Consider the following 14,056-nt stretch of genomic DNA (forward strand, 5'->3'; position numbering starts at 1 on the left):
AGGATGAAAAGTCCTAATTTTCAATTAAGTTTACAAACTTCTAATCTAGTTATCGGTTTTATGGTATGGGTCATTTTATCATCATTAATGCCATATATTAAAGCGGATATTCCATTAACTGCGGGAGAAATTTCTATGGTCACAGCAGTACCGGTTATTTTAGGTTCTATTCTTCGCATTCCAATTGGTTATTGGACAAATCGTTTCGGAGCAAGAAAGTTATTCTTTATTAGTTTTATTCTATTATTATTCCCTGTCTTTTATATTAGTGTTGCCAATTCTATGATGGATTTAATTATTGGTGGCTTATTTGTAGGGATTGGTGGGGCTGTATTCTCTGTAGGGGTAACTTCTTTACCGAAATACTTCCCGAAAGAGAGTCACGGTTTTGTAAATGGTATTTATGGTGTAGGTAACGCCGGAACAGCAATTACTTCATTTTTAGCACCTGTCATTGCAACTTCATTTGGCTGGAGAACGACAGTACAGTGTTATTTAGTTTTACTTGCAGCATTTGCACTTATGAACTTTTTATTAGGCGATCGTAAGGAAAAAAAGGTGAATACACCATTAATGGAACAAATAAAAGGTGTATATAAAAATGAAAAACTTTGGTTTCTATGTATCTTTTACTTTTTAACATTTGGATCATTTGTTGCATTTACAGTATATTTACCAAACTTTTTAGTATCTCACTTCGGATTAGAGAAAGTAGATGCAGGTATGCGGACAGCTGGATTCATCGTATTAGCAACAATCATGCGCCCAATTGGTGGTTGGCTTGGTGATAAATTTAATCCATTTAAAATATTAATCTTCGTATTTATCGGTTTAACACTTTCAGGTATTATTTTATCATTTATGCCTAGTATGAACGTGTATACATTTGGTTGCCTACTAGTTGCATTCTGTGCAGGTATTGGAAATGGTACAATCTTTAAGCTTGTTCCAATGTACTTCTCTGAGCAAGCAGGGATTGTAAATGGAGTTGTATCAGCTTTAGGCGGACTAGGAGGGTTCTTCCCACCATTAATTTTAACATTACTATTCCAACTGACAGGCCATTATGCAATTGGGTTTATGGCGTTGTCAGAAGTAGCACTTGCTTGTTTAATCATTACAGTGTGGATGTATAGTCAAGAGAAGCTGTTAGTGATGTTAAAGAATAATTAATAGGGGAAAAAAGAACCGTCCCAAAGTATTCTGGGACGGTTCTTTTAGGAATAGGCTTCGTCATGTTTTATCGTTAAGTCGATATAATTACATTTACTATCACTATCTTAACAAAAGCTTGTTTTCTAAAATAGTGTGGTTTTAAAATGAAAAACAGAAGAGTTATGGAATTTTATGTTAAAATATAGATAACAGGTGTTATTCAATTAAAGGGCAGGTTAGTTGAAGAAATGTTAAATCTCTTCCAAAGGTAGAACTAATTTTTAGAATACAAATATTTAATTTGATCGGGGTGTTTAGATGAAAAAATTATATAAGTCTACTCAAGATAAACAAGTATCAGGTGTATTAGGTGGCTTAAGTGATAAGTATGGAATTGATGTTAGTATCCTTCGAATAGTAACTGCATTGTCAGCCTTTTTTACTAGCGGAATAACAGTGTTAATTTATATAATAGCTGCAATTGTTTTGCCTACAGATAAAGAAATTAAGGGATAAATGTATAAAATCAAAGCTAATTCAACAAACGTCTCTCAAAGAACGTTTGTCCAAAGTTAATTAATATTTTATAGCTAAGAAATAGATTACAATTTGCGAGTACGAGAAAGTCTTTTTATAAGATTAGGAAGGACAGAAGTTAACTCTTGCTTCATACGTTTTGTAAACGATGGATCCTTACCTGAAGTTGAAATAGTGACAACATATTCATCATTTCGGATGACACCAGGTGTGTGAAAGGATGATTCTGTACCATCACTTACAACGTTAACCCACTGGAAATCATGAGCAGCTTGTTTGACCATCATATTGACAGCATAATGATTTGTAGCTGCATAAATAAGATGAGCATCTTTAATATCATCATTCGTAAAAGTTTTTTGCTTCCATGTAATATAAGGAAGTTCCTTCATTTTCTCGCAAATCTCTGGGCTGACAACGGTGACAAAAGCGCCTGTATCCTTTAATCCAGACGCTTTTCGATATGCAATTTTACCTCCGCCAATTATAACGACCACTTTCTTATGTAGATTAAACATAAGAGGGTACATGCTATACATACGCACATTCCTCCATTCGTTCTAATAAAGCTGCCTTCATATATGCATCAAATTGAAGACAGTTGCAAGTCGTAACGTGATCATACTTTTTGGTATGCAACTTAATTTTTTGAAGCAGCAAACCGGTAAAGAGAAGGTACGGCATGACATATACATGGGACGCAGTCGATGTTATAGTCCTGAGCTCAGCAGTAAACGAGGGAGTTCCTTTCGTTAAAAAGGAACAACATACTGGCATACCGAGTTTTCGTCCGGCAGCTGCTCCAATTTGTTGTAATTCATAAATAGGCTGAGGATCACTACTACCTCGTCCTACGAGTAAAACGCTACTACTTTGCATTGGTATAGTTTCACGTATTCTTTTCACTACAAGTTCAACCATATGCGGATGCGTACTAAAAGGTGGCGCAACTGAAAATGTTATATGTGGATATTTCTTTTGCACTTGCTCTATTTCAAAAGGAATATCACGTTTATAATGAGCTGCCGCAAATAATAAAACAGGTACAATCATTATTTCAGTTGCTCCCTCTAGTATCGCTTCTGTAACTGCATCATGAATGGTAGGAGTTGTTAGTTCAAGAAAAGCTATTTTTTGAATTCTTTCGTTACGTTCTTTCATAACAGAGTGAATAAAGTGAATGAATTGTTCGTTACCTTCTTGTAGTCGGCTACCGTGTCCAACATATACAATTCCTTTCATCGTGCCACCATGTCTTTCTTCATAACGATTTCTTGTAATTGATGATCTACGTTATGAAACCCGACTTTATTCGCATAGTGTAAAGTTGGAACATCGGTATATGAGAAGGGAAGAGTAAGAATATCTATAAAGCCAAGGCGTTTTACTTCTGATAGAAACGTATCAATTGAAGCACGTCCTTCAAATACAATGCTATCCCATGAGAATTCAGAAAGCATACGGGAATGAATTTCATCGAAGCGATGATCAATTGTATACTCATGAGTCATCATATAAGATCCAGCACCAATTTTTTCTTGAATGAAAGCAATTCGATTAATATTCCGGCCTAAATAAACAGTTGTATCGGAAGAAAACTGTGCTTGTTTACTTAATAGTCCATATTGCATCAGCTTTTCTTGAGTGGCACCGTTCATATATTGCGGTTCTGCCTGTAAGGAACGAATATCTTTATGATGTTTACTACATGATTGCATCAAGATTTCTACACTCTCAGCTGAACAAAATACAAGGCGATTAACGCTAAAAACTTCATTGACTTGTTCAGAGGTTAATGTGTATTTTTCCTTTTTGAAAGTTGGAATTTGATATATTTCTGCACCGTATTCTTGTAACATTTGTTTTATTGCACTTTCTTTATTTGCTGCGGATGCAAACAAAACTTTCTTGCTGTGTAATGGTTTACGTTCTTTCCAAGCGATTTGGTTACGTAAGGAAACGACATCACCAACAATCGTCATGGAAGGGTTAGAAATATTTTCGGTTTTGACGTTATGAACAATGGTTGCTAGTGTCCCTATGACAACGCGCTGCTTTCCTGTTGTACCCCATTCAATGACTGCTACTGGCGTATCTTCTTTTTTTCCTGCTTGTAGTAAGTTTTCACAGATTGTAGGTAAGTTTTTTATACCCATATAGTAGGCGATTGTGTCGCTGTTGTGGGATGAATTATATTTTCCATGATCGGTTAAAGGACCTTTTGCATGTCCAGTTAGTAAAGTGACGCTATTACTGTAGTTACGGTGGGTGAGGGGGATACCTGCATAGCTACTAGCGGCGATGCTAGATGTAATACCTGGTACAATTTCATACGGAATGTCCGCTGCTGCTAAAGTTTCTGCTTCTTCACCAACACGGCCAAAAATAGATGGATCCCCGCCTTTTAAGCGTACAACGGTTTTTCCTTCTTCCGCAAATTGAAGGAGGTGGGCGTTAATCATTTCTTGTCGCATAGTATGATTTTTCGGCATTTTTCCGCAATAAATAAGTTCGCATGTTTCTTTCGTATAATTAAGAAAGGTAGGATTTAATAAGCGGTCATATAAGACAATATCTGCACGCTTTAAGCAGTCTATCGCTTTTTTTGTAATAAGCCCTTCATCACCTGGTCCTGCACCAACTAAATATACATATCCGTTCATATTCGCACCTCATCTATTTTTATTTAAAAGGAAGCCAGGGGAGGCCTCCTTTTGTCGATTACATGTATAGATAAATATCCCCGTCAATAACTTCTACTTCGTACGTTTGAATACAACCGTCATCAGGTTTTTGAACTTCACCTGTTAGTAATGAAATTTTCCAATCATGTAGTGGGCAAAAGACGAATTCCCCAGATACAATTCCTTCGGCTAATGGACCGTTTTTATGAGGACAACGATTTTCTACAGCTCGAACATCGCCATTTGAGAGACGAAATAGGGCGATAGACATACCTTTCATTTGCACCTCTTTACCAATTTGAATAGGAAGGTCTTCCGCACGCATAATTTTTATTTTTTCTTTCGTTTGTAACATATAGTGCACGCTCCTTATTTTACAGTTTCTACTTCATACATCGCTTTTAGTGACTTCGTTTCAAGTGCTTGTCCCCATGCTTCTGTATATGTGCTACGAGCTGTTTGGAAACGCTCATTTAACATAGTGATCATACTTGTATCTTGTAGTATTTCTTTTATGTGATCGAAGCTTAATCGTTCTGTCCAATAGGCAGTACGTTCACCGTAAATACCAGTTTCACGATAATATTGCATGTAAGCTGTAGCGATGCGAAGAACATCATCTTCAGTAGGAACAATCATTACAAAATCAGCTTCACGTACTTCTGTACCACCATTTCCGCCGATATACAGTTGATATCCATTTTCGACACAAACAACGCCAAAATCTTTCGTAAGTACTTCCGCACAGTTACGTGGACAACCCGTTACACCCATTTTCATTTTATGAGGTGTATCTACCATTTCTAATGATTGTTCAAGTAGCATACCAAGCCCTAATGAATCTTTCGTACCGAAACGACAGAAACGAGAACCAACACATGATTTTACATTACGAAGGGATTTTGAATACGCATATCCAGAAGTCATATTTAAGTCAGCCCATACGTTAGGTAAATCTTGTTTCTTAACACCATATAAACCGATTCGGCTCGCACCTGTAATTTTCACAAGAGGAACATTATATTTTTTTGCGACTTCAGCAATTTTCATTAAATCATCTGCTGTTGTAACTCCGCCGTACATACGTGGAATAACAGAAAATGTACCATCATGCTGGATGTTACCGTTCATTCTTTCATTAACGAAACGGGATGATTTATCATCTGCATATTCTTTCGGAATCGCCATACGTAAATAGTAGTTTAATGCAGGACGACATTTCGAACATCCGTCTTCATGTACAAAACCAAGTACATTTCGTACTTCTTTTGGTGATTTTAAACCTTTCTCATGAATCGCCGCTACGACTTCATCACGTGATAAAGTTGTACATCCACACATACCGGTAGATTGCGTTGAGGCATCAAAAGCATCTCCAAGTGTATGAGATAAAATTTGTTCAACAAGTGGGCGACATTTCCCACAAGACCCTGCAGCTTTCGTGCATCCTTTAACTTCTTCAAAAGTTGTTAAGTCCTGTTCTAAAATTGCATGAACAATTGCACCTTTTGTAACACCGTTACAACCGCAAACAGTGTCATCAGCACTCATAGTAGCAACGTTAAGTTCACTTTCTTCACCAGCTTTGTGAAGAAGGGAAGCGGATGTATATTCTTGTATATCTTCTTCTTTCTTTAACATGCTAAAGAGGCGTGTACCATCAGCAGTATCACCATATAAAACAATACCAACGACTTTATTGTCACGAATCAATACTTTTTTATAGGAACGTTTACATTCATCAAAGATTGATATTGCTTTCGTTTGATCATCTTCATAAATTTGGCCAGCAGAGAATAAATCACAACCTGCAACTTTCAATTGTGTACCAACGATACTACCCACATATCCATCAGTTTGTAAATTCGTTATATGCTTTGCTAATATTGCGCCTTGTTCATAAAGGGGAGCAACAAGTCCATATGCAATACCGTCATGTTCTGCACACTCTCCAACCGCATAAATTGATTCTTCATTTGTTTGCATGTAGTCATTGACTACAATGCCGCGATTTACAATTAAGCCAGCATCTTTTGCTATTTGAGTATTCGGACGTATTCCGACAGCCATGACGATTAAATCACAATTTACAATTTCACCATCTTCAAATTGAATAGCCTCAACATGGTCTGTACCAAGAATCTTCACAGTTTTCTTTTCCATAAGAAACTTCATGCCTTGCGCCTCTAAATCCTCACGCAGTAGGGAAGCAGCTTTGGAATCTAGTTGTTGCTCCATTAAGTTCGGCATTAAATGAACAACATGTACGTCCATTCCTAAGTCAATGAGGCCCCTTGCTGCTTCTAAACCAAGTAATCCACCACCAATGACAACGGCCTTTTTCTTATCTTTAGCGGTATTAATCATAAATTGTGTATCTTCAATTGTTCGAAACCCTGTCACACCGGAAAGGGCGGAACCTTCAATAGGCAATATAAAAGCACTAGAACCTGTTGCGATAATGAGTTTGTCGTATGTAAGAGTACGACTTTTTTCTGTGACAATAACCTTTTCTTCTCGGTCAATACTTTGAACTCTCTCGTTTGTATATAAAGTTATCCCATTTTCTTCGTACCAACTATATTCGTTCATAATGATATCTTTCATATTTGTTTTGCCTTGTAGAACATGAGAGAGCATAATGCGATTGTAGTTTGGATGCGGTTCATCTCCAAAAATAGTAATATTATATAAATCACTATCATGTTTTAATATTTCTTCCATACAGCGTATTCCAGCCATACCATTTCCGATCATAACTAAACGTTTTTTCATATTCATTTCCCCTTTTATGTGAAATGTTGAACAAAGAATTATATTTCTATTATAGAAAATCAAAAAAAGGGGAGATGTGATATTTATCACATTTTTATAATGATTCACAAATTGTTAAAATTCGGATGTATGTGAAGGGGGAAGCGAAAGGATAGACGGATGCTTAATAGTCTGTAGGGGAATGAATAAACTCCCATTGATTAGAAGTTTTACTTAATGAGAGAATATGTTTTTTAGTGGAATTAAAGAAGAGAGGAAGGAGGAATAATCAGTTTGGAATGAAGAATTCTCCATAATAGGCTGTAGTTATTCTTCTGAAAGTTCTTTAAAGAGGAAGACCTCTCGTAAATGTTTTTTAATCATTTTTTCTTTCATAAATACAACTCCTTAATGCTACCTGATATATTCCTTCGATAAATTAAATTATATCAAGCTGTCCAGTGAAACGGTGGGGGAACGTGTGAATAGTTTTTACAAAATGAAAAGCAGGACATGAGTAAAAATGCTCATGTCCTGCGCCGTAATTATGCTTTTGTAATTGCACGCGGAAATAAAATGTTATTTTCCAAATGAATATGCTCAAATAAATCAGATTCAAGAGCTTCAAGGCGCTGGTAAACAAGGCGATAGGTGCCGCAAGCTCCTTCTGGAGGAGTAAAGTCATTGGTCACTTTACGAAGTTCTTTAATAATATTGCCAGCATGGTTATGCTCATTTTCCAGCTCATCTACTACTTTACGTAATTTTACATAGTTTTCATCAGTTGGATTTTGTTCGAATTCTAAAATTAATGGGAAATCTTCCGTTTCTTCTTTAATTAGATGCTGTTCTAATTCAATCTTAAGTTCATGAAATAGCTTATGAATTTGGGCTAAATGAGGCTGACCTACCCCATGAACGCGTAATACTTTCGTCACATATGGACTTAACTGTGGCAACTCTTCATTTAAATAGCGATGATGCTTATTTATAACATAATCAATCAATTCGCGATAAGAAGCATTTTTCCAATCAATTTCCGATTCGTTTAATAGTTTCGTTTTATGATAAAGCGTGTTTAATTTTGTGATTACCTCTGTTGCTGATAAATTTCTTTCATTAATTGCATCAATAAGTGGTCTATTTCCACCACAACAAAAATCTATTCTATATGATTTAAAAAGATCACTAGCTTTCGGAAATTGTGTAACAATTTCACCAACAATAGAAGTTTCAGTAAATGTATGTTCCATATGAATGCCTCCATAGAGTTTAAATTTAATATCTAGATCAAGAATAGCGATAAATTAAAATCAATGTGGTGATTTAAATCACTTATTATGTGTCATTTTTGAGAATAATAAAAGGAGTTTTATTTAAGTAAGAGGAAGCGTAATTCGTCGCAATACTTTACGATAATAAAAAAAGAAGCTTAGTAGAAGCTTCTTTTTTTATTACTATCTTTCACACGCAACTCCATCGCCATCACGATCAAGTTTAGAGCTATATCCTGGTTGGTCTCTATATAATGGAGCTTTCCCAGCATTTTTAACTTCAGTACAATTTTTGAAATATGTATTACTATTGCTTCCAGCAGCCGGTTGTGTTTGAGTTTGCTGTGCTTTTTGTTGTTCCTGTTGTACGCGAGCTTGCTCAGCAGCTTGACGTTGTTGTTCTTCTTGTTGTTTGTGAGCTTGTTCAGCAGCTTGACGTTGTTGCTCTTCTTGTTGTTTGCGAGCTTGCTCAGCAGCTTGACGTTGTTGCTCTTCTTGTTGTTTGCGAGCTTGTTCAGCGGCTTGACGTTGTTGCTCTTCTTGTTGTTTACGGGCCTGTTCTTCAGCTTGACGCTGTTGCTCTTCTTGTTGTTTACGAGCTAGTTCTTCAGCTTGGCGTTTCTCATCTTCTTGCTTACGAGCTAGTTCCTCAGCTTGACGTTTCTCATCTTCTTGCTTACGAGCTAGTTCCTCAGCTTGACGTTTCTCATCTTCTTGTTTACGAGTTTTTTCGTCATCTTCTTTCTTTTCTAATTCCTTTTTCTTTTCGTCATCTTTTTTCTCTTCACTATTAGAAGCGACTTGTTTATTCGTTGCTGTCGTTTTTTCAGAAGAAGGACTTGAAATACCTGATAGCGCAACAAAAATGACAAATAAAACAGCTGTAATTATAAATTGTTTTTTTGCTACACCTGTTTTCTTAATAACAGATAATATTGCAAGAACAAGGAAAAATATAAATAGAATGAAACTTAAAGTAGAAAAAAATTCGACGACTGGGTGTTCAGATTCTGTTGTGCCGGTCACCATTAAGACAATTGAAATCATAAAAAGAATAACAGTTGGACGACCATATTGTTTTGCTTTTCCATTTTTCTTAAAGAATGAAATGATACATAAGATTAAAAGAATGATAGCAATCAAAAATAAAGCTACACCAATATTACTCAAAATAGCCATTTTCATACCTCCATTTGTAAGATTTTCTCTATTGATTATATAGGAACTTATTGGATATTACACGTTTTATATAAATTTAGAAAATTAATATTTTTAATAGATAAATAAACATTTATTTTATATATAAGGAAAAATAGATTTAATTCCTATTACCTTTTGAAAAGATTTTCATAGATTATAGTATCCCATTTGAAAGGAGGAGATTTGAATGGAATTTCAATTGTTAGTTAATTGTGTGTTACAAGAAGGGAATGCTTACTTTTTAGTAACAAAAGTAGATGATGTTATTACGTTGAAGGTGCCAATTACAGCAGGAGTAGCAGGTTTATTTTTAGCTTTAGGTGTACCAAGATGTTCTTAATTTAGATTTCTATAGTAAAAGGATGAGGGACAAGCCTATCCTTTTACTATTACATAATTTTATTATGTAAACTAATTAAGTTTTGCTGGTTTTTTATACTAATTTTGCAATAGCACGTTTAAAATGGACATGCATATACTATAATGTTTCATCGGCCTTTGATGATGAACGATAGTTTTAAAAAGTGTATCGAAAGTAGAAGTGATACTCTTTTCAATAATGAAAATAGAAGAGGTGCTAGTATATATGAAAAGACGAACGTATGAAATTCCAATCGCGTTGCGAAGAGAATGGTTTTTAATAGAGTTAGCGCATTTAACAAAAAAATATGGAATCGAAATTGCAACTAGTAAAATAGAAGATGCACCATTCCTTAGAGATCAAGTTACAGAATTGAGAATAGGAGCTGGTTTGCAATACGATAAATATGATGATGAGTACATCATCGAATTTTAAACAAAGAAGCTGCGTATAAAAGGTTATTAAAGAGACCTTTTATACGCAGCTTTTTTTGTAAAGAGAAAGCTTTATTGAGAAATACTCAAAACGCTTATTGTAAAAAGGAATGAAGGAATGTTGAGAGAATAACGTTTGATAAGAAAGGAATGCGGCTATTAAGTTCTTATTATAATGTATCGTAAAAGTAATTGATTAAATGGAATTTAAAACACTTGGTGTCCAATTGAATGGTAACGCTTTCTTTCGGGCGGAAAAGGGGGATGTTAATGGGAATTATGAAAAGGAGTATAGCATTATTTATTGTACTTTGTTTTATGAGTCCGGTGGTTTTTAGTACAAATGTACACGCGGAGGTTGTAACAGAGCTTAAGACTGGTTTTCCAGATAAAGAAGTATTTACTCCTGGAGAATGGTTTTTAGGTCAGAAACCTGCTAATTATGATGAGAATAAACCACCAATTCTCTTTGTGCAAGGAAGAAACGGTAATGCGGATAGTTGGTATGGAAAGACGGTATATCATGATATGAATGATATGTACGACTACGCTTTGAAAGCAGGCTATCAAACTGTATTTATTCAATTATACGATGCTGCTGGGAAAGGATCAGCTAGCCAATGGGACAATGGAAAATTGTTAGCACAAAAGCTTGAAGAAATTTATAATCATTTTGGTAAAAAAGTAAATGTTGTAGCTCATAGTAAAGGTGGTATCGATACACAAGCTGCGTTAGTTGGATATGGAGCGAATCGATTTGTTGGAAATGTTATTACACTTGCCACTCCGCATTACGGATCAAATTTAGCGGATTTATCATATAGTTGGTGGGCAGGGTGGCTCGCCTCTATATTAGGTCAAAAAGATGATGGGACATATTCATTGCAAATAGGTGAAATGGCAAAGTTTCGTTCTACAATAGATAATAATCCTGCAGCTAAATTAAACCGTTACTATACGGCTACTGGGACAAGCTGGGGACCTGTTTTTTCAGCATTATCTATGGGCGGCTTGTATTTGTCATCATACGGTTCTAATGATGGATTAGTGAACGAATGGAGTGCTAAGTTACCATATGGAACACATTTATTTACAGATTCACGATTTGATCATGATAATATACGAAAAGGTTCAGCCGTTTTTGCACGAATTGAACCATATTTACGGACAGCAACTGTACCAGTACCAGCTTTATTAGCCCCGAGTAATAGTTCAGAGGAAAAGGTAGAACAATTAAACACAACTTCTAATCAAGCTATTTTAGGAGGAGAGTTGTCACAAAATCAGTGGGTAGGACAAACTGTCGCAGTTGATAAAAAAGCAGAAGGGGTAGTTTCTGTTTTAACAGCTTCTTCGGATGTAGAAATACAACTAATATCTCCAAAAGGAAAAGTTTATACAAATAAAGATAGTGCTGTATCTACTGGTGAAGATGAATCTTTCTTTAAAGGGGCGACTATAAGAACATTTAAATTTGATAAAATGGAAGCAGGAGAATGGCAAGTTAAAATGATGGCGAAGCAGCCGAAAGATGCATATTTAATCGTGACCGATTACAAAAAAGATGCTCCGTTCGTCCTTCAAATGCCGGCAAAGGTTAAAGTAAATAAAGTAGAGTATAAACTCAAAAAATCACCTGCAGCTCCAGAAATGAAAGGCGATCTTTCAGTAACAGTAAGAGTAATTAATAAAGATGGAAAATTAGTTTCTGAATCAAATGAATCGCAAAATATTAATACAACTACATTTACAGGTGCTTTGAAAAATATAGAACAGCCAGGTGTATATAACGTTACAATTGATATGAAAGGGATGAATAAGGAAGGACAACCTTATAATCGTACGATAGTTAAATCGGTTTATGTGGAGAAGTAGGAAAGAATGAATCTGTTTTAATAAAAAAAGTGCCGAATTCTTGTGGTAGAAGGATTTCGGCACTTTTTCATGTTTACTAGATGAATAGAAAAGTGAAATAGGAGTTTATGTTCTATAAGAGGACGATAGGAATCAAAAAAACGTTATGCAATAAAAAAAGATGCTGAATTAGCATCTGAATGTGAGGGAATAGTATTAACTTAGTTTTGTAACTGTTAATTCAACTGAATTTATACCATTATCACAAGTTACAATACTTTGATGATTAAAACCACTATTATTTCTAAGTTGAAGAGTTGAATTAGCTGGTACCGTAACAATAGTTTCGCCAACTAGTTGAAGGCATTCGTTATTTGATGAAGTATTCATTTGAAAAGTGAAATCACCTTGGCTATTAGCAAGAGGATTGTTATTTAAAAATATAGTTATGACTGGAATATGGGGAAATACAGGATTTAAGGTAGTGTTAATACTTGAAATGAAAGAAACTCTATAATCACCAGCTTTACTAAATTGTATAGTAGTCGGATTTAGTAAGGAAACTCCTCCTGCCAAAGGGCCAACGTGATTAAATGGAAAAGAATCGCCAAAAGGAACAGTTATAAACTCAGTTTGCCAAAAGTGCCGTAAGCTGGTTTAGATGATTTATGTGAATGGTCGCATGAACATTTTTTATACGAACTGGAAGATTGATGGCATGAACATTTTTTATACGAACTGGAAGATTGATGGCATGAACATTTTTTATATGAGCTTGAAGAATGATAGTATGAACCCAATATACTACCTCCTATTATTAATAAATGTATAACACATAGTAGTCTATGCAATTGAAAAGTAATTGGCGTGTATACTTGTCCATATGTAAGGTGATAGATTTGGGATAAAAAGATAGCATCATATAAAGTGCTCTAATGAGGAGATATAGTTTTCAAAAGAATAGAATTAGAATATTATATGTTATGACTTTTGAAGACGAAAAAGGCTGAAAATTTAGCAGATAACTCTATCCCAGGTTTTAAAATGTTGAGATATGTAAACTTTAAGATAGTATATCGCCAAAGTAAAGAAGAGAAGTATTTAAAGGACAGCATTTTAGTTAAACAGAGAAATGGATAAAGCGATGACTAAATTTCCAACTTAGTCATCGCTTTTTATTTATGCAATTGAGCAGGAAGAAGACAAAAGATATCGAATGAATGTAATTATACAGAATTGTTTGCTTTTGGTATGAATAGTAGTTAAAGATACGTCAGTTATATTTCAAACCGTAAGAAAAGAGAGATTAAATAATAGAGGGAGCAACGTACATGGAAAATATATTAAAGGTATCCTCAAAATCAAGTCCAAATTCAGTGGCAGGTGCAATAGCCGGTGTACTAAGAGCAAGTGGCAAGGTGGAAATTCAAGTAATTGGAGCGGGTTCTTTAAATCAAGCGATTAAAGCAATTGCGATTGCAAGAGGTTTTGTCGCTCCAAGTGGAATTGATTTGGTTCTTGTTCCAGCGTTTCAAGAGGTTACTATCGATAATCAAGAAAGAACAGCAATCAAACTAATTGTAGGTCCTAGAAGGAGAAGGTCTTAATAGCGAACACTAATATAAGGGGATTTGAAAAGGTCAATAGACTCCAAAAAGTTAGACACGTTATTTCATTTGACAGTTCCTTGGGCGTGGATACAGTATTGTACCGGATTTATGACTATTAATTCTCTCTTATATTTAGCGGGTTTTTCTAGAAACTTAAAAATGCCAAATCCTTTGATACATAAGGGATTTGGCA

Annotated in this window: 13 protein-coding genes and 1 pseudogene; 6 read left to right on the top strand and 8 right to left on the bottom strand. The window is 35.1% G+C overall.

What is annotated here, in order from left to right; genetic code table 11:
* Nucleotides 1-3: 3 nt before the first annotated feature.
* Together narK and ACFVQC_RS15140 are read left to right on the top strand one after the other, a co-directional pair.
* Nucleotides 4-1,173 (top strand): nitrate transporter NarK, encoded by a 1,170-nt coding sequence (narK, locus tag ACFVQC_RS15135; RefSeq protein WP_377898607.1) that lies wholly within the window; start codon nucleotides 4-6, stop codon nucleotides 1,171-1,173.
* Between the two features lie 300 nt (nucleotides 1,174-1,473).
* Complete coding sequence (locus ACFVQC_RS15140; protein ID WP_033710387.1) at nucleotides 1,474-1,671, top strand: PspC domain-containing protein; 198 nt, start codon at nucleotides 1,474-1,476, stop codon at nucleotides 1,669-1,671.
* Between the two features lie 86 nt (nucleotides 1,672-1,757).
* Here the strand turns inward: ACFVQC_RS15140 and ACFVQC_RS15145 are convergent, their stop codons facing one another.
* The 7 genes from ACFVQC_RS15145 to ACFVQC_RS15175 form a co-directional block, all read right to left on the bottom strand.
* Nucleotides 1,758-2,231 carry a precorrin-2 dehydrogenase gene (locus ACFVQC_RS15145; protein WP_377893135.1) on the bottom strand — a complete coding sequence of 158 codons (474 nt, stop codon included), beginning with the start codon at nucleotides 2,229-2,231 and terminating at the stop codon, nucleotides 1,758-1,760.
* Nucleotides 2,224-2,934, bottom strand: a complete 711-nt coding sequence (locus ACFVQC_RS15150) for a sirohydrochlorin chelatase (RefSeq protein WP_377893134.1) — start codon at nucleotides 2,932-2,934, stop codon at nucleotides 2,224-2,226. Before ACFVQC_RS15150 ends, ACFVQC_RS15145 begins: the two co-directional genes overlap by 8 nt.
* Nucleotides 2,931-4,355, bottom strand: a complete 1,425-nt coding sequence (locus tag ACFVQC_RS15155) for a uroporphyrin-III C-methyltransferase (protein ID WP_377893133.1) — start codon at nucleotides 4,353-4,355, stop codon at nucleotides 2,931-2,933. The genes ACFVQC_RS15150 and ACFVQC_RS15155 overlap by 4 nt, the downstream gene beginning before the upstream one ends.
* A gap of 58 nt (nucleotides 4,356-4,413) precedes the next feature.
* Complete coding sequence (gene nirD, locus ACFVQC_RS15160; protein WP_377893131.1) at nucleotides 4,414-4,731, bottom strand: nitrite reductase small subunit NirD; 318 nt, start codon at nucleotides 4,729-4,731, stop codon at nucleotides 4,414-4,416.
* A gap of 14 nt (nucleotides 4,732-4,745) precedes the next feature.
* Nucleotides 4,746-7,151, bottom strand: a complete 2,406-nt coding sequence (gene nirB / locus ACFVQC_RS15165) for an NADPH-nitrite reductase large subunit (RefSeq protein WP_377893128.1) — start codon at nucleotides 7,149-7,151, stop codon at nucleotides 4,746-4,748.
* Between the two features lie 524 nt (nucleotides 7,152-7,675).
* Nucleotides 7,676-8,383 carry an iron-sulfur cluster repair di-iron protein gene (gene ric / locus ACFVQC_RS15170; protein ID WP_377893127.1) on the bottom strand — a complete coding sequence of 236 codons (708 nt, stop codon included), beginning with the start codon at nucleotides 8,381-8,383 and terminating at the stop codon, nucleotides 7,676-7,678.
* Between the two features lie 204 nt (nucleotides 8,384-8,587).
* The gene (locus tag ACFVQC_RS15175) at nucleotides 8,588-9,583 is read right to left on the bottom strand and encodes an excalibur calcium-binding domain-containing protein (protein WP_377898608.1); all 996 of its coding nucleotides are present in this window, start codon (nucleotides 9,581-9,583) and stop codon (nucleotides 8,588-8,590) included.
* A gap of 208 nt (nucleotides 9,584-9,791) precedes the next feature.
* On the opposite strand from ACFVQC_RS15175, the gene exsG reads away from it, so the two are divergent.
* The 3 genes from exsG (at nucleotide 9,792) to ACFVQC_RS15190 (ending at nucleotide 12,274) form a co-directional block, all read left to right on the top strand.
* Nucleotides 9,792-9,944, top strand: a complete 153-nt coding sequence (gene exsG / locus ACFVQC_RS15180) for an exosporium protein ExsG (protein ID WP_000395676.1) — start codon at nucleotides 9,792-9,794, stop codon at nucleotides 9,942-9,944.
* A 246-nt stretch (nucleotides 9,945-10,190) separates the two neighbouring features.
* Complete coding sequence (locus ACFVQC_RS15185) at nucleotides 10,191-10,400, top strand: hypothetical protein (RefSeq protein WP_377895631.1); 210 nt, start codon at nucleotides 10,191-10,193, stop codon at nucleotides 10,398-10,400.
* Between the two features lie 263 nt (nucleotides 10,401-10,663).
* A complete protein-coding gene (locus ACFVQC_RS15190) occupies nucleotides 10,664-12,274 on the top strand; it encodes a lipase family alpha/beta hydrolase (protein ID WP_377895629.1) in 1,611 nt (536 codons plus the stop codon).
* Between the two features lie 195 nt (nucleotides 12,275-12,469).
* On the opposite strand, the pseudogene ACFVQC_RS15195 reads toward ACFVQC_RS15190, so the two are convergent.
* Nucleotides 12,470-13,053: pseudogene (locus ACFVQC_RS15195) on the bottom strand (preprotein translocase).
* Between the two features lie 531 nt (nucleotides 13,054-13,584).
* Here ACFVQC_RS15195 and ACFVQC_RS15200 point away from each other — a divergent pair.
* Nucleotides 13,585-13,860 (top strand): stage V sporulation protein S, encoded by a 276-nt coding sequence (locus ACFVQC_RS15200; RefSeq protein ID WP_002035358.1) that lies wholly within the window; start codon nucleotides 13,585-13,587, stop codon nucleotides 13,858-13,860.
* Nucleotides 13,861-14,056 lie beyond the last annotated feature (196 nt).

It is taken from the genome of Bacillus sp. NPDC057893 (genome assembly GCF_042796455.1).
Lineage (GTDB): Bacteria > Bacillota > Bacilli > Bacillales > Bacillaceae_G > Bacillus_A.